This window comes from Rosenbergiella gaditana, assembly GCF_018494065.1.
Lineage (GTDB): Bacteria > Pseudomonadota > Gammaproteobacteria > Enterobacterales > Enterobacteriaceae > Rosenbergiella > Rosenbergiella gaditana.
The window spans coordinates 1-16,498 of record NZ_JABBFR010000021.1 but is presented as its reverse complement, the minus strand read 5'-3'; the positions used below and the strand labels follow the sequence as shown (position 1 = coordinate 16,498).

The 16,498-nt window shown below is 45.5% G+C and carries 17 protein-coding genes; 14 read left to right on the top strand and 3 right to left on the bottom strand.

Annotation, left to right across the window (positions count from 1 at the left end):
• The first annotated feature begins 112 nt into the window (after positions 1 to 112).
• The 14 genes from mioC (at position 113) to glmS (ending at position 14,565) form a co-directional block, all read left to right on the top strand.
• Positions 113 to 553, top strand: a complete 441-nt coding sequence (gene mioC / locus HH682_RS13170) for an FMN-binding protein MioC (RefSeq protein WP_214237999.1) — start codon at positions 113 to 115, stop codon at positions 551 to 553.
• A 430-nt stretch (positions 554 to 983) separates the two neighbouring features.
• Complete coding sequence (gene mnmG, locus HH682_RS13165) at positions 984 to 2,873, top strand: tRNA uridine-5-carboxymethylaminomethyl(34) synthesis enzyme MnmG (RefSeq protein WP_214237998.1); 1,890 nt, start codon at positions 984 to 986, stop codon at positions 2,871 to 2,873.
• A 49-nt stretch (positions 2,874 to 2,922) separates the two neighbouring features.
• Positions 2,923 to 3,543, top strand: a complete 621-nt coding sequence (gene rsmG, locus HH682_RS13160) for a 16S rRNA (guanine(527)-N(7))-methyltransferase RsmG (RefSeq protein ID WP_214237997.1) — start codon at positions 2,923 to 2,925, stop codon at positions 3,541 to 3,543.
• A gap of 652 nt (positions 3,544 to 4,195) precedes the next feature.
• A complete protein-coding gene (atpI, locus tag HH682_RS13155; protein ID WP_214237996.1) occupies positions 4,196 to 4,576 on the top strand; it encodes a F0F1 ATP synthase subunit I in 381 nt (126 codons plus the stop codon).
• Positions 4,577 to 4,584: 8 nt separating this feature from the next.
• Complete coding sequence (atpB, locus tag HH682_RS13150) at positions 4,585 to 5,403, top strand: F0F1 ATP synthase subunit A (RefSeq protein ID WP_071432989.1); 819 nt, start codon at positions 4,585 to 4,587, stop codon at positions 5,401 to 5,403.
• Positions 5,404 to 5,450: 47 nt separating this feature from the next.
• Complete coding sequence (atpE, locus tag HH682_RS13145; RefSeq protein WP_028684986.1) at positions 5,451 to 5,690, top strand: F0F1 ATP synthase subunit C; 240 nt, start codon at positions 5,451 to 5,453, stop codon at positions 5,688 to 5,690.
• A 110-nt stretch (positions 5,691 to 5,800) separates the two neighbouring features.
• Complete coding sequence (gene atpF / locus HH682_RS13140; protein ID WP_099824393.1) at positions 5,801 to 6,271, top strand: F0F1 ATP synthase subunit B; 471 nt, start codon at positions 5,801 to 5,803, stop codon at positions 6,269 to 6,271.
• 14 nt (positions 6,272 to 6,285) lie between these two features.
• Positions 6,286 to 6,819: a F0F1 ATP synthase subunit delta gene (gene atpH, locus HH682_RS13135; protein WP_048913083.1), complete on the top strand. Its 534-nt coding sequence runs from the start codon at positions 6,286 to 6,288 to the stop codon at positions 6,817 to 6,819.
• 14 nt (positions 6,820 to 6,833) lie between these two features.
• On the top strand, positions 6,834 to 8,375 hold the full coding sequence (gene atpA / locus HH682_RS13130; RefSeq protein ID WP_099824395.1) for a F0F1 ATP synthase subunit alpha: 1,542 nt from the start codon (positions 6,834 to 6,836) through the stop codon (positions 8,373 to 8,375).
• Between the two features lie 51 nt (positions 8,376 to 8,426).
• Positions 8,427 to 9,293, top strand: a complete 867-nt coding sequence (gene atpG, locus HH682_RS13125) for a F0F1 ATP synthase subunit gamma (RefSeq protein WP_214237995.1) — start codon at positions 8,427 to 8,429, stop codon at positions 9,291 to 9,293.
• A gap of 30 nt (positions 9,294 to 9,323) precedes the next feature.
• Positions 9,324 to 10,721: a F0F1 ATP synthase subunit beta gene (atpD, locus tag HH682_RS13120; RefSeq protein WP_214237994.1), complete on the top strand. Its 1,398-nt coding sequence runs from the start codon at positions 9,324 to 9,326 to the stop codon at positions 10,719 to 10,721.
• Between the two features lie 23 nt (positions 10,722 to 10,744).
• On the top strand, positions 10,745 to 11,164 hold the full coding sequence (locus HH682_RS13115) for a F0F1 ATP synthase subunit epsilon (RefSeq protein ID WP_099824398.1): 420 nt from the start codon (positions 10,745 to 10,747) through the stop codon (positions 11,162 to 11,164).
• 155 nt (positions 11,165 to 11,319) lie between these two features.
• Positions 11,320 to 12,690, top strand: coding sequence for a bifunctional UDP-N-acetylglucosamine diphosphorylase/glucosamine-1-phosphate N-acetyltransferase GlmU (glmU, locus tag HH682_RS13110; protein WP_214237993.1), 1,371 nt, complete (start codon positions 11,320 to 11,322; stop codon positions 12,688 to 12,690).
• A gap of 42 nt (positions 12,691 to 12,732) precedes the next feature.
• Positions 12,733 to 14,565, top strand: coding sequence for a glutamine--fructose-6-phosphate transaminase (isomerizing) (glmS, locus tag HH682_RS13105; RefSeq protein ID WP_214237992.1), 1,833 nt, complete (start codon positions 12,733 to 12,735; stop codon positions 14,563 to 14,565).
• Between the two features lie 290 nt (positions 14,566 to 14,855).
• Here the strand turns inward: glmS and HH682_RS13100 are convergent, their stop codons facing one another.
• From HH682_RS13100 to HH682_RS13090, 3 genes are read right to left on the bottom strand one after another with little or no spacing between them, the layout of a single operon-like run.
• On the bottom strand, positions 14,856 to 15,551 hold the full coding sequence (locus HH682_RS13100) for an ArsR/SmtB family transcription factor (RefSeq protein ID WP_338049346.1): 696 nt from the start codon (positions 15,549 to 15,551) through the stop codon (positions 14,856 to 14,858).
• Between the two features lie 18 nt (positions 15,552 to 15,569).
• The gene (locus tag HH682_RS13095) at positions 15,570 to 15,956 is read right to left on the bottom strand and encodes an amino acid-binding protein (RefSeq protein WP_214237991.1); all 387 of its coding nucleotides are present in this window, start codon (positions 15,954 to 15,956) and stop codon (positions 15,570 to 15,572) included.
• Between the two features lies 1 nt (position 15,957).
• A complete protein-coding gene (locus tag HH682_RS13090) occupies positions 15,958 to 16,272 on the bottom strand; it encodes an antibiotic biosynthesis monooxygenase family protein (RefSeq protein WP_214237990.1) in 315 nt (104 codons plus the stop codon).
• Positions 16,273 to 16,498: the final 226 nt, after the last annotated feature.

Below are 16,498 nucleotides of genomic sequence, written 5' to 3'. Positions count from 1 at the left end.
CACAGTGCTCAATCTTTCCTAAATAGTTAAAAAATAATAATCCCCCTATTATCCACAGGTGGATCACTGCTTGATCACCGAGTACAATAGCCGCCTTTATTGAGGAGGGCATATGGCTGAAATTACTTTTATTACGGGTAGCACACTGGGGAGTGCCGAGTATGTTGCAGAACATCTCGCGGATAAATTAAGCGAAGCAGGTCATACCAGTGAATTACTTCATGGCGCAGAGCTTGATGAAGTCCCGTTAGAAGGAATTTGGATCATTGTCACCTCCACGCATGGTGCCGGGGAATTACCTGACAACCTGCTCGACTTTAGTGAAGCCTTGACCGAGCAAAAGCCAGACCTCAGCGCAGTCCGCTATGGGGCGATTGGATTGGGTAATAAAGAGTATGATCTCTTCTGCGGTGCAATAAAGACATTAGATGAGCAATTAACTCAGCTCGGTGCCACACGTGTTGGTGATCGTTTAGAGATAGATGTAATGGAACACGAAATCCCTGAAGATCCGGCTGAAGCGTGGCTGGTGGAGTGGATAGAGAAGATTTAACCCCGTGTTAGATCGTCTTTTTTTCTAGATCCCTAGTTTTTTACTCTGTTTTTATCATAAAGATCATCCAATCTTTGTGGATAACTATGCGGCAATCATGCTCAAAACCGGTGGTTATCCACCTTATAACTTTAGGTTAAGAATTGAGCTGTGCATAACTACCGATCTTGATCCCAGCTTATACGGATAACGATCACCGATCATTCACATGAAATGATCCCATTGAATATCCTGATATTGTTGAAGAATTAATGGTTATCCACAGAAAAGGTCGATCCTAATAGTAGATCTAACAGAAAGATCATATACAGAATAAAGATCTTTCTTTTAAACCTTAAGGATCGAGCCACTTTCCCCAATGCGATAATTTAAGTAGAATTCATCACCTGGACATCCAGTCCGAAAGATTTCATCAACCGAGGTACACTTCATGTTTTATCCAGATCCTTTTGACGTTATTGTCATTGGTGGGGGTCATGCTGGCACAGAAGCAGCAATGGCTGCGGCTCGTATGGGCCAAAAAACGCTATTGTTGACTCACAATATCGATACATTGGGACAGATGTCCTGCAATCCGGCGATCGGCGGTATCGGTAAAGGCCATCTGGTTAAGGAAGTGGACGCCTTGGGTGGATTGATGGCAACAGCGATCGATCATGCAGGCATTCAGTTTAGGATACTAAACAGCAGCAAAGGTCCCGCGGTACGGGCAACCCGTGCGCAGGCAGACAGAGTTCTTTACCGTCAAGCGGTAAGGACTGCACTCGAAAACCAGCCTAATTTAATGATATTCCAACAGGCCGTTGATGATCTGATCGTAGAAAACGATCAGGTTGTAGGGGCTGTTACTCAAATGGGCTTAAAATTTAAAGCTCGTTCTGTGGTACTCACCGTTGGAACCTTCTTAGACGGTAAAATTCATATTGGTCTCGATAACTTTAGTGGTGGCCGTGCAGGTGATCCGCCTTCGATCCCACTGGCTCGCCGTTTACGTGAACTGCCTCTACGTGTCGATCGTTTAAAGACAGGTACTCCGCCACGTATTGATGCGCGTACTATCGACTTTAGTCAATTAGCCCCACAACACGGTGATAACCCTAGCCCGGTATTCTCATTCATGGGAAATGCTGCGCAACATCCAGAACAAATGGCGTGTTATATCACCTATACTAACGAACAGACTCATGAAGTGATCCGTAATAATTTGGATCGTAGTCCAATGTATGCGGGGATCATTGAAGGTATTGGCCCACGCTACTGTCCTTCGATCGAAGATAAAGTGATGCGCTTTGCTGATCGCAATGCACACCAGATTTTCTTAGAACCTGAAGGGCTGACCAGTAACGAGATTTATCCTAACGGTATCTCAACCAGTCTACCTTTCGATGTCCAAATGCAAATCGTCCACTCGATGAAAGGATTGGAAAATGCTCGCATCATTCGGCCTGGTTATGCGATTGAATATGACTTTTTTGACCCACGCGATCTAAAACTGTCACTGGAGAGTAAGCATATTCACGGTTTATTCTTCGCTGGACAGATCAATGGGACAACCGGTTATGAAGAAGCCGCAGCGCAAGGGTTACTTGCAGGATTAAATGCTGGACGCTACGCCTCAGAGCAAGATGCGTGGACGCCAAGACGTGATGAAGCTTATATCGGGGTCTTAGCTGATGATCTCTGTACACTCGGCACCAAAGAGCCCTACCGTATGTTTACTTCACGTGCTGAATATCGCTTAATGCTACGTGAGGATAATGCCGATTTACGTTTAACCGCGATTGGTCGAGAATTAGGACTGGTTGATGATGCTCGCTGGACCGCTTTTAACCAAAAACTGGAAATGATTGAGCTTGAGCGTCAGCGTTTACGTGATATTTGGATTCATCCAAAATCAGCGAACATTGAAGCGTTAAATCAAGTGCTGAGTGCGGCATTAACCAAAGAAGCGAACGGTGAAGATCTACTGCGTAGGCCTGAAATGACCTATCAAGCCTTGACCGAATTATCATTATTTACGCCATCCGTTAGCGATCCTTTGGCTGCCGAGCAAGTTGAAATACAAGTTAAGTACGAAGGGTATATTGCCCGCCAGAAAGAAGAGATCACCCGACACTTACGTAATGAAAATACGTTACTTCCTGTCGATCTCGACTATAAAAATGTGAATGGGTTATCGAATGAAGTGGTGGCTAAGCTTAACGACCACAAACCCTCTTCAATTGGTCAAGCTTCCCGTATTTCTGGTATCACCCCTGCTGCCATTTCAATTTTGCTAATTTGGCTTAAAAAGCAAGGATTGCTGCGGAAAAGCGCATAAGTCTTTTGAGAGGAAGTGAAAACTTTCTCTCCCTTTCGGAATAGATTCTGTGATTACACAACTTTCAAAACTTCTTAATCAGTCGGCTATTACCCTAACCGATCAACAAAAACAACGACTGGTCGCTTATGTCGAGTTATTAGATAAGTGGAATAAAGCCTACAACCTTACCTCTGTCCGTGACCCGCAACAGATGATCGTACGCCATATTATGGACAGTATTGTTGTCGCGCCTTATTTACAGGGCAGACGTTTTATTGATGTGGGGACTGGGCCTGGATTACCCGGTATTCCGCTTTCTATTGTAAAGCCTGATGCTGAATTTACGTTACTCGATAGCTTGGGAAAACGTGTTAGATTCTTAAAGCAGGTACAACATGAGCTGAAACTCGAAAATATTGTACCAGTGCAATCTCGTGTTGAAGAATATCCTGCGTCACCACCGTTTGATGGTGTGATAAGCCGAGCTTTTGCTTCAATCAATGATATGTTGCACTGGTGTCAGCATCTTCCGGCTGAAGGCCATGGTCGTTTTTATGCATTAAAGGGCCAATATCCAGCTGAAGAGTGCGAATCTTTACCCTCAAACATTGAGATCGATACCGCACACCGATTGATGGTGCCTCAGCTTGATGAAGAGCGACATTTAGTTATACTTAAAAAAATCTAATCAAAGGAACCGTTTAGGTTCCTTTTTTCATAAAGACTATTAAAAATCCAATTTAATTATATGGTTACAAAGAATAAAATATTGATGTGCTCAATTTTTGCACGTTGGCATATGCAAAAACTTTGAACAATGACTCCTACTCTGTAGGAATGGAAGGAATCGTAATGAAAGAATTGGTAGCATAGAAGCACAAAAGGCCGCGCGTGTTTAGATAAACGTGTAGGTTAGGACGAAAAGCAAAGGTGTAATATCACGATATTTTTGCTTTTATGCTTAACTATTATTATAAAATAATTAGTCACAACTATTACAAAGTCCATGATATCTAGGTGTGATAATAACCTTGTAATCACTAATGTTAACCAGTTGCGACTCTCGGTATGTTTATAAAATGTTTTATTTAAGTTAATAAAAACACCTATTCTCTTCCGTGTTCTGAGTTATTAACGTTATTTTTTTACCCATAATCCCCGTAATTGCGCTTTTCTGAAAGAAATTTAAATAATTGTTCACCTTTTCGCAAGTTACAGATTGAAATCGTAGGTGCTCCCCGTATAATTTGCACGGCTTTTGCTGTTCACTCTTTAAGAGACCACAGCAGCTTTTTTAAGCACACGAAATACCCTTTAGGTTAAAGAGGAATTATCACGTTATGTCATTAGCCTTTTACAGTATGCGATTGGCTAAAGCTGTACTGATGATTCAACTCGGAACGCTTATTGTTTTGAGTTTACTTTTTATCTTGAAAAGCACTCACTATGGAGCCTCTGCTCTAGCAGGAGGGATAGCGGCTTGGTTGCCAAATATCCTATTTACGTTTCTGGCCTGGCGCCTGCAAGGGCAATCACCAGCAAAAGGGCGTGTGGCCTGGAGCTTTGCATTCGGTGAAGCGATGAAGGTTGTTTCAACCATCATCATGCTGATTGTGGCGTTGGGTGTGTGTGGGGCTGCATTTTGGCCCCTTGCAATAAGCTGGTTGTCGGTGTGTGTAGTACAAGTTATCGCACCGGTTGTAATTAACAAAAAAGGGTAAGAAGCATCATGTCCGCAGGAGAAATCTCAACCCCACAGGAATACATTGGTCACCATCTGACGCATTTACAGATCGACCTACGTACTTTCCAGTTGGTGAATGCGCACGACGCTCCGGCAACATTCTGGATACTGAATCTGGACTCTATGTTCTTTTCTGTTGTCCTGGGACTGATCTTTCTGGTGTTGTTCCGCAAAGTTGCTAAAAACGTAACGAGCGGTGTGCCAGGTAAGCTTCAGGCGGCAATTGAGCTTGTTGTAGGTTTTGTCGATGCCAACGTACGTGATATGTACCATGGCAAAAGCAAACTCATCGCTCCATTGGCACTGACAGTTTTCGTCTGGGTCTTCTTGATGAACTTCATGGATCTGCTACCTATTGACCTGCTGCCATATATTGGTGAGCATGTATTAGGTCTGCCAGCATTACGTGTCGTCCCATCAGCTGATGTAAACGTGACATTGTCTATGGCTTTGGGCGTATTTATTTTGATTCTGTTCTACAGCATCAAAATGAAAGGGGTAGGTGGGTTCACTAAAGAACTGACATTACAACCTTTCAATCATCCGATCTTCATCCCAATCAACCTGATTCTTGAAGGTGTTAGCTTACTGTCGAAGCCTGTTTCACTGGGTCTGCGTCTGTTCGGTAACATGTATGCGGGTGAGTTGATCTTTATCCTGATTGCAGGTCTGTTACCGTGGTGGTCACAGTGGGTTCTGAATGTGCCATGGGCCATTTTCCACATCCTGATTATTTCGTTACAGGCTTTCATCTTCATGGTCCTCACGATTGTCTATCTATCGATGGCATCTGAAGAACATTGATTTTTAAATAACACTATTGATTTAATTGAAACAAACTGGAGACTGTCATGGAAAACGTGAATATGGATCTGCTGTACATGGCTGCCGCTGTGATGATGGGTCTGGCAGCTATTGGTGCTGCGATCGGTATCGGCATCCTTGGAGGAAAATTCTTGGAAGGCGCTGCTCGTCAGCCTGACCTGATCCCTCTGCTGCGTACTCAATTCTTTGTTGTTATGGGTCTGGTGGATGCTATTCCTATGATCGCTGTAGGTCTGGGTCTCTATGTGATGTTTGCCGTCGCCTAGTAACGTTGTTGGCGACGCGTTAAGCAAGCTAACAAACGAAAGAACAGAGTCTGCCGCTTGTTATAACGACAAGCGGCAGAGCAAGTTAACTTATTGAGAGGCATTGTGCTGTGAACATTAATGCAACAATCCTCGGCCAGGCCATCGCATTTATCCTGTTCGTCGCCTTTTGTATGAAGTACGTATGGCCGCCAATTATGGCTGCTATCGACAAACGTCAGAAAGAAGTTGCTGACAGTTTATCTTCTGCAGAACAAGCAAAGAAAGACTTGGATATCGCGCAGGCTAATGCGACCGACCAGCTGAAAAAAGCCAAAGAAGACGCTCAGGTTATTATTGAGCAGGCGAACAAACGTCGTACACAGATTCTGGAAGACGCGAAAGCTGAAGCAGATGCTGAACGTACTATGATCGTCGCACAAGCGCAGGCAGAAATTGATGCTGAACGTAAACGTGCCCGTGAAGAGCTACGTAAGCAAGTTGCGTTACTGGCTGTCGCAGGAGCTGAGAAAATCATCGAGCGTTCCGTGGATGAAGCTGCTAACAGCGACATCGTTGATAAACTGGTCGCTGAACTGTAAGGAGGGAGGGGCTGATGTCTGAACTTATTACTGTAGCTCGCCCCTACGCCAAAGCAGCTTTTGACTTTGCTGTTGAGCACCAAGCTATTGATCGCTGGCAGAGCATGCTAGCATTTGCCGCAGAAGTGGTTCGCACTCCGCAGCTCGCTGATTTACTTTCAGGTGCTATTGCCTCTGAAAAAGCGGCTGCCACTGTGAATGCTGTGTGCGGTGATCAACTTGATGCCCATGGTCAGAACCTGGTGAAGGTAATGGCTACAAATGGTCGTTTGACCGCGCTTCCTGCAGTTCTGGAAAGCTTTATTCAATTACGTGATGCGTATGAAGCAACGGCGGAAGTCGACGTTATCTCTGCAAGCGCATTGAATGAAGCGCAACTGGCTAAAATCAGTGCCGCGATGGAAAAACGTTTATCACGCAAAGTTAAGCTGAATTGCAAAATCGATAAGTCTGTAATGGCAGGCGTCATCATCCGTGCGGGTGATACGGTCATCGACGGAAGTATCCGTGGCCGTCTAGATCGTCTAGCAGACGTCTTGCAGTCTTAAGGGGACTGGAGCATATGCAACTGAATTCCACCGAAATCAGCGAACTGATCAAGCAGCGTATTGCTCAGTTCGATGTAGTGAGCGAAGCTCACAATGAAGGTACTATTGTTTCTGTAAGCGACGGGATCATCCGTGTTCATGGCATCAATGATGTTATGCAGGGTGAGATGATTGCCCTACCCGGCAACCGTTACGCTATCGCACTGAACTTAGAGCGCGACTCTGTTGGTGCAGTAGTTATGGGCCCTTACGCTGATCTTGCCGAAGGCATGAAAGTGAAGTGTACTGGCCGTATTTTAGAAGTTCCTGTTGGACGTGGCCTGTTAGGCCGTGTTGTTAACACTCTTGGCGCACCTATCGATGGTAAAGGACCTGTTGAAAACGACGGTTTCTCTCCAGTTGAAATGATTGCTCCAGGTGTTATCGACCGTCAATCCGTTGATGAGCCTGTACAAACAGGTTACAAAGCGGTTGATGCGATGATTCCAATCGGCCGTGGCCAGCGTGAGCTGATCATCGGTGACCGTCAAACCGGTAAAACCGCAATGGCGATCGATGCAATCATCAACCAACGCGATTCAGGCATTAAGTGTGTTTACGTTGCTATCGGTCAGAAAGCATCGACTATTTCGAACGTTGTTCGTAAATTAGAAGAACACGGTGCACTGTCTAACACTATCGTCGTAGTGGCTTCAGCTTCTGAATCTGCTGCACTGCAATATCTTGCGCCTTATGCAGGATGTGCGATGGGTGAATACTTCCGTGACCGTGGTGAAGACGCGCTGATCGTTTATGATGATCTGTCTAAGCAAGCAGTTGCTTATCGTCAAATTTCACTGCTGCTGCGTCGTCCACCAGGACGTGAAGCATTCCCTGGTGATGTTTTCTATCTCCACTCTCGTCTGCTAGAGCGTGCTTCACGTGTTAGCGCTGAGTATGTTGAAAACTTCACTAAAGGTGCAGTGAAAGGTAAGACCGGTTCATTGACCGCTCTGCCAATCATCGAAACTCAAGCAGGTGACGTTTCTGCGTTCGTTCCGACTAACGTAATCTCAATTACCGACGGTCAGATCTTCTTAGAATCGAACCTATTTAACTCCGGTATCCGTCCTGCTGTTAACCCAGGGATCTCTGTATCTCGTGTGGGTGGCGCAGCGCAGACCAAAATCATCAAGAAACTGTCTGGTGGTATTCGTACCGCGTTAGCACAGTACCGTGAATTGGCAGCATTCTCCCAATTTGCTTCAGATCTTGATGAAGCGACTCGTAAGCAATTGGATCACGGTCAGAAAGTGACTGAGTTACTGAAGCAAAAGCAATACGAGCCAATGTCTGTTTCTCAACAGGGTCTGGTTCTGTTTGCTGCTGAGCGTGGCTTCCTGGGTGATGTTGAACTGTCTAAGATCGGCAGTTTCGAATCTGCTCTGTTGGCTTATGCTGCTCGTGAGCATGCGGAACTGATGCAGGAAATCAACCAGTCTGGTAATTACAACGGCGAAATCGAAGAGAAGTTCAAAGCTCTCCTCGAAACGTTCAAGAAAACCCAGTCCTGGTAATGTCTTGCGGCTTGCTGAGTAAGCAGGCCGCCTGACTTTGAGGAGAAGCTCATGGCCGGTGCAAAAGAGATACGTAGTAAGATTGGAAGCGTAAAAAATACGCAGAAAATCACCAAAGCGATGGAAATGGTAGCCGCCTCCAAAATGCGTAAATCGCAGGAACGCATGGCAGCCAGCCGTCCGTATGCAGAGACTATTCGCAAAGTGATCGGTCACTTAGCGTTAGGAAATCTGGAATACAAGCACCCTTACCTGGATGAGCGTGACGTTAAGCGCGTCGGCTATTTGGTCGTTTCTACCGACCGCGGGCTTTGTGGTGGCTTGAACATTAACTTGTTCAAAAAGTTAATGACTGAAATGAAAGCGTGGTCTGATAAAGGGGTTCAGAGTGATCTGGCCATTATTGGATCAAAAGGGCTCTCATTTTTTAAAGCTGTTGGCGGTAACATTGTCGCTCAAGCAAGTGGTTTAGGCGATAAACCTGCATTGGCTGATATTATCGGTCCTGTTCAGGTGATGTTACAAGCCTACGACGAAGGTCGTATCGACAAGCTTTACGTCGTTAGCAACAAATTTAACAACACGATGTCCCAGACCCCAACCGTTACCCAGATGCTGCCGTTACCGCCAGCTGAAGGCGAAGCAGAGTTGAAGACGAAAACTTGGGACTACCTGTACGAACCCGATCCGAAAGCGTTGCTGGATACTTTGCTGCGCCGTTATGTCGAATCTCAGGTTTATCAGGGTGTTGTGGAAAACCTGGCCAGCGAGCAGGCCGCACGTATGGTGGCGATGAAAGCTGCAACCGACAACGGCGGAAACCTGATCAAAGAGCTCCAGTTGGTTTACAACAAAGCTCGTCAGGCCAGCATCACCCAGGAACTTACCGAGATCGTCTCGGGGGCCTCCGCGGTTTAACCAGGTAACGAATTAGGTAGAGGATTCAAGATGGCAACTGGAAAGATTGTCCAGATTATCGGCGCGGTCGTTGACGTCGAATTCCCTCAAGATGCAGTACCACAGGTGTACAATGCTCTTGAGGTTCAAAATGGCGACGCTCGCTTAGTGCTGGAAGTTCAACAGCAACTAGGTGGTGGTGTTGTTCGTACTATTGCAATGGGTACTTCTGATGGCTTGAAGCGTGGTCTTCAAGTAACTGACCTGGCTAAACCTATCCAGGTACCAGTCGGTAAAGCAACCTTAGGACGTATCATGAACGTTCTGGGCGAACCTATCGATATGAAAGGTGACATTCAGAACGAAGACGGTAGCACTGTGGAAGTGAACGCTATCCACCGCGCTGCACCAAGCTACGAAGAGCTGGCGAACTCCACTGAGCTTCTGGAAACAGGTATCAAGGTTATTGACTTGATCTGTCCATTTGCGAAAGGCGGTAAAGTTGGTCTGTTCGGTGGTGCCGGTGTAGGTAAAACCGTAAACATGATGGAACTGATCCGTAACATCGCAATCGAGCACTCAGGTTACTCAGTGTTCGCCGGTGTCGGTGAGCGTACTCGTGAAGGTAACGACTTCTATCACGAAATGACTGACTCTAAGGTTATCGATAAAGTTGCGTTAGTTTACGGTCAAATGAACGAGCCACCAGGAAACCGTCTACGCGTTGCGTTGACCGGTCTGACTATGGCTGAGAAATTCCGTGACGAAGGTCGTGACGTACTGTTGTTTGTCGACAACATCTACCGTTACACCCTAGCCGGTACCGAAGTTTCAGCACTGTTAGGTCGTATGCCTTCAGCAGTAGGTTACCAGCCAACCTTGGCAGAAGAGATGGGTGTTCTTCAAGAACGTATCACTTCGACTAAAGCGGGTTCAATCACCTCTGTTCAAGCGGTCTACGTTCCTGCGGATGACTTGACTGATCCCTCACCAGCGACCACCTTTGCTCACTTAGATTCAACAGTGACACTGAGCCGTCAAATTGCCTCTCTGGGTATTTACCCAGCGGTTGACCCACTGGATTCTACCAGTCGTCAGCTGGATCCATTAATTGTGGGTCAAGATCACTATGATACGGCGCGTGGCGTTCAGTCATTACTGCAACGTTACCAAGAATTGAAAGACATCATCGCTATCCTTGGGATGGACGAACTGTCTGAAGACGACAAGCTACTGGTTTCCCGTGCTCGTAAGATTCAGCGCTTCCTGTCTCAGCCGTTCTTCGTTGCGGAAGTCTTTACTGGCGCACCAGGTAAGTATGTTTCTCTGAAAGATACAATCCGTGGCTTTAAAGGCATCATGGAAGGTGAATTCGATCACCTGCCAGAGCAGGCTTTCTACATGGTTGGTGCCATTGAAGAAGCCGTTGAGCGTGCGAAGAAACTGTAATTACAGTTTCCAGGAGAATAATTATGGCTAAAAGTTTTCACCTGACTGTTGTCAGCGCAGAGAAAGAGATGTTCTCTGGTGTTGTTCAACATATCCAGGTGTCAGGTAGCGAAGGTGAGCTAGGGATTTTTCACGGCCACACTCCGTTACTGACCGCCATTAAGCCTGGTTTGGTTCGTATCGTTAAACAAGATAATAGCGAAGAGGTAATCTACCTCTCTGGCGGTATCTTGGAAGTTCAGCCTAATGACGTTAACGTGATGGCGGATACCGCTATCCGTGGCGAAGAGTTAGATGAAGCGCAGGCGCTTGAAGCGAAGCGTCAAGCTGAAGAGTCAATAAGCAAAAACAACACTGATGTTGATTATGCCCTGGCTTCTGCGGAACTGGCGAAAGCGATTGCCAAGCTGCGGGTCATTGAACTGACCAAAAAAGCGATGTAATCAGGCCTAGTGCTCTGAATCATGCCAGCCCTCACCGGCTGGCATTTTTTTTGTTGTTTTTCTTAACAATATCTAATTTTGGTAAGAGAAATATGGTGTATTCTGTGTCGTAATGCGTATATCTTTTCGAGCGAATTAAACGAATTAGGATCTGTATGTCTAGTAAAGCGATGAGTGTGGTGATCCTTGCAGCAGGCAAGGGTACAAGGATGTATTCCGACCTTCCGAAGGTGTTGCATAGCTTGGCAGGTAAACCGATGGTGCAACACGTCATTGATACAGCGAAAGTCCTCGAAGCCAAAAATATCCATCTCGTCTATGGTCATGGCGGCGAATTACTGAAAAGTCATTTAGCCGATCCCGCATTGCATTGGGTATACCAAGCAGAACAGCTAGGGACAGGGCATGCCATGCAACAAGCGGCGCCCGCTTTTAACGATGATGAAGATATTTTGATGCTTTACGGTGATGTGCCGCTTATCGCTTCAGACACTTTACGCCGATTACACGCCTCAAAACCTCAAGGTGGTATCGCGTTACTGACGGTGATTACCGACAATCCAACAGGCTATGGACGTATTCTCCGCAATAGCCATGCTATAACCGGAATTGTTGAGCAAAAAGATGCCTCACCCGAACAGCTCACAATTAATGAGGTGAATACCGGCATTTTGTTAGCCAACGGTGGAGACCTTAAGCGTTGGTTAAGTCAGCTTAACAATAATAATGCTCAGGGCGAATATTATATTACCGATATTATCGAGCTTGCTTATCGCGAAGGCCGAGAAATTTGTGCGGTACACCCTGCTAAACAGAGCGAAACCGAAGGTGTGAATAATCGCTTACAGCTCTCACAATTAGAGCGTATCTATCAACACGACCGCGCAGAGCAGTTACTATTAGCGGGTGTCATGTTACGTGATGCCTCACGGTTTGACCTTCGCGGTAATTTGACCCATGGCCGCGATGTTGACATCGATTGTAATGTCATTATCGAAGGCGATGTTGTGCTGGGAAATAATGTCAAAATTGGGGCGGGCTGTATCATTCGCAATAGTGTGATTGGTGATAACTCGGAGATTAGCCCCTACAGTGTTATCGATGGCGCCCAGCTGGGGACAGCATGTACTGTGGGTCCCTTTGCACGGTTACGCCCAGGCGCAGAATTAGCAGAAGAGGTTCACGTTGGCAATTTCGTCGAAGTTAAAAAATCTCAGTTAGGTAAAGGGACTAAAGCGGGCCATTTAAGCTATCTTGGCGATGCGACGATTGGCGGTGATGTCAATATTGGCGCTGGGACTATCACCTGTAATTATGATGGAAAATATAAGTATCAAACGGTGATTGGTGACCATGTTTTTGTGGGATCAGATACTCAGCTTATTGCACCGGTTACGGTCGGTGATGGCGTGACTATTGCTGCAGGCACCACGGTTATGCGTGATATTGCGTCAGCATCGTTAGCGTATAACCCTAAAGAACAGTTAAGCAAAGCCGATTGGCAGCCCTCAAGAAAGAAAAAGTAATTCGTGAAAACGGCTTACATTCAACCAGTTTAGGATAATGTTATGTGTGGAATAGTGGGTGCGGTAGCACAACGTGATATTGCTGAAATTTTATTAGAAGGTCTGCGTCGTCTTGAATATCGCGGTTATGACTCTTCTGGCCTGGCAGTGGCTGACCAACAGGGCAAGTTAACCCGTGTACGCCGCTTAGGTAAGGTACAAGCTTTGGTCGATGCCGTTGAGCAGCAGCCCGTCACGGGTGGATCAGGGATTGCTCACACTCGTTGGGCAACACATGGTGTTCCATCCGAAGTGAATGCTCACCCTCACGTATCCCATAACATTGTGCTGGTGCATAACGGTATCATCGAGAATCATGATGATCTGCGCCCACAACTTATCGCTGACGGCTATACCTTCACCTCGCAAACAGATACCGAAGTGGTTGCTCACTTAATCCACCAGCAGCAGCAAAAGCAGGGTGGCAGCTTACGAGAAGTGGTTCAACGCGTGATTAAATTACTCCGCGGTGCCTACGGCATGGTCATTATGGACAGCAATGACCCCTCTGTGCTGGTTGCCGCACGTTCGGGCAGTCCTCTGGTGATTGGTTTGGGCGTCGGTGAGAATTTTATCGCTTCTGATCAGCTGGCGTTATTACCTGTAACCCGTCGTTTTATCTTTTTAGAAGAAGGCGATGTGGCAGAAGTGACTCGCCGGACTGTCTCCTTATTTCAACGTGATGAGACGCCGGTTACCCGTGCGGTGATTGAGTCTTCCGCGCAATATGATGCCGGGGATAAAGGGCTTTATCGTCACTATATGCAAAAAGAGATCTATGAGCAGCCGATTGCGATCAAAAACACCCTACAAGGGCGTTTTCATGATGGGCAAATCGATCTCAGTGAATTGGGTCAGTCTGGTCTTGCTCTACTCTCCCGTGCGAAACATATTCAAATCGTCGCCTGTGGGACCTCTTATAACTCCGGCTTAGTTTCACGTTACTGGTTTGAAGCGATTGCTGGGGTGCCTTGTGATGTTGAGATAGCGTCAGAGTTCCGCTACCGTAAATCGGTGGTACGTCCCGACAGCCTACTGATTACCTTATCGCAGTCTGGCGAAACGGCAGATACCCTTGCAGCGCTACGCTTATCCAAAGAGATCGGCTACTTAGGGGCGTTGACCATTTGTAACGTTAATGGCTCCTCTCTAGTACGCGAATCGGATATGGCCTTAATGACCAAAGCGGGCACTGAGATTGGCGTGGCATCCACTAAAGCATTCACTACCCAATTGACGGTATTATTGATGCTGGTGGCCCAGATGGCTCGTCTGAATGGTAAGCCTGAAGCGGTTGAACATGAGATTATCCATGCGCTGCAAGCACTACCTGGCCGTATTGAACAAATTTTATCGCAAGATAAAAATATCGAGAGCCTTGCAGAGGATTTTTCTGATAAGCATCACGCACTGTTTTTAGGTCGTGGCGATCAATATCCTATCGCGATGGAAGGGGCATTAAAGCTTAAAGAGATCTCTTATATCCATGCTGAGGCTTATGCGGCGGGCGAGCTAAAACACGGGCCGTTGGCGCTGGTGGATGCAGATATGCCGGTCATTATTGTTGCGCCGAATAATGAGTTACTGGAAAAGCTAAAATCCAATATTGAAGAAGTGCGTGCCCGCGGTGGATTACTTTATGTCTTCGCCGATCAAGACGCTGGCTTTAGCGATAGCCCGAATATGAAAATTATTCCTCTGCCGCATGTAGAAGACGTCCTTGCACCGATTATCTATACTATCCCATTACAATTACTTTCTTACTATATTGCGCTGATTAAGGGAACTGATGTTGATCAGCCTCGTAACCTAGCGAAATCGGTGACGGTGGAGTAATAAGCAAGTGTGGGATGACAAAATAGTGTGGGATGACAAAATAGTTGTAAAACGGACAAAATAGATCTAAAGCGTGACAAAATAGATCTAAAATGGACAAAATATTTATAAAATGAAAAAGCTCAGTTTTGCTACTTGCAAGCATACTGGGCTTTTTTATGAGTAGAAGCCAGCCGTTAGTCACTTGTGTGTCTAACGATTCATAGCGTCAGAATTCAGCTAAGCGATCTTGGTGGGGAGAGGAGATAAAACTTAGGATGAAAAGCCTTCATCCATGTTGATAGTAGATATTAAAATATGGGGCAGACATTGAACCATTTTTGGAAGAATTTTTTCCCTTTCGTTGTTATTGATATTTCCCTATGACCAACTGTTTTTATTACTACTTTTTGCTCCAAGCAGTAGCTAAGCAGATTAGCGCCAGCCTCACCACCTAAGTGAAAATGCCTTTCACTCCAGTCCAAACATGGACAGGCTTTCTTACGCTTAGAACCAGAATTGATTTTTATACCTATCCTTTCAAATTGTTCTAACCCATGATTGCTTAAGGATGTTTGATCACCAGACAGCCATTGTTGTTCAAACATCGATTGGTAGATTTTAACTGCAACTTCTCCTGCTAGGTGATCATAGCAGGTTCTTGCATGTCTCAAATGTGATGGGGTTTTCGTCTTGAGAATAGGTACTGGAGTAATAGATATTGCCATCATTTTCTCCAATAGTTCAGCAATTTCACACCGAGTAATGCTGTAGTATCTATGACGGACTTGTTGAAGACAGCTTATCAAGCCTGATTTAACCAGTTTATCTAGGTGTGAGCTTGTTGTCGACGGAGATACTCCCGATATTGTACCCAGCTCTGTTGCTGTCCATGCTTGCCCATTCATTAGCGAGCATAGGATTTTCACTCTTGCAGGCTCAGCTATTGCTCCAGCAATAGCTGACATCTGGTTTTCAATGTGAATTATCGAATCTTCTTCTATCACGTGTGGACTTTTCCCTAGTCAAACTGCCCAATCGATAGTGACTTCTCTGGCAAGCTTATCATTGTCCGTGACTAGAATGAGTCTATTATTATGGTCACTGTATTGAACTAGTATGTTTATGCCCGCTAAGGCAATGGCATTTGTTATGCTTCCTAGTTCACCTGGTTTTTCTTGCTTCAGCTTTCTAATAATTGGCTGAGATATGCTTAGGACTTTGAAGCCTTCTTTTATGAGGATTTCTTGTGCTGCCTCTCCATTTTCGACCAGAAAATTAGCATGACTTGATATGCTGTCGGTAGAAAACACACCTCCACCTTCTAACCCAATTCCATTTTCACCTAAAATTTTCCCAAATTCTGCGAGAGATCCCGGCTGGTTTTTCAAAATAACATGGATGTTATACATATCATTCATTCTCCTTTTTCGATGAATAATCGCGTAAAACCTTTGCAACTCTAATACGGTAGTAAGAAAAAATATCCTCTTTACCTTCTTTTTGAGCCGAAGCATGGGCCATATTTTGCTTCCATATAGCGATAGATTTTTCGTCTTCCCACCATGATAGGGAGAGTATTTTCCCTTGCGTACGAAGACTTTGAAATCGTTCTATATCAATAAACCCAGGTATTGTATTCAGCAGCGGTTTAAGTTCTGAAGCTAACTCAAAGTATCGAGTCTCGGCCTCTGGTTGAGTATCTGCTTCGAAAAGTACAGCGATCATGTTTAGCTCCTTAACGTTTTTTATATAGTAAAGGGAGCATTGAAATGATGTTTCGTTATCCATCGAACTATGGATTACTATCGATACTGTAATTAATTGAAAACGGGTTCAATTTAACATTAGACTGTTTTTATACACCGGCACCATACGGTAATCCCCCCGAAAAATCGGTGTGTTCATAAGTAGAATTTTCTACTAACCTGAACTCAGGGGAGATTTCTATGAA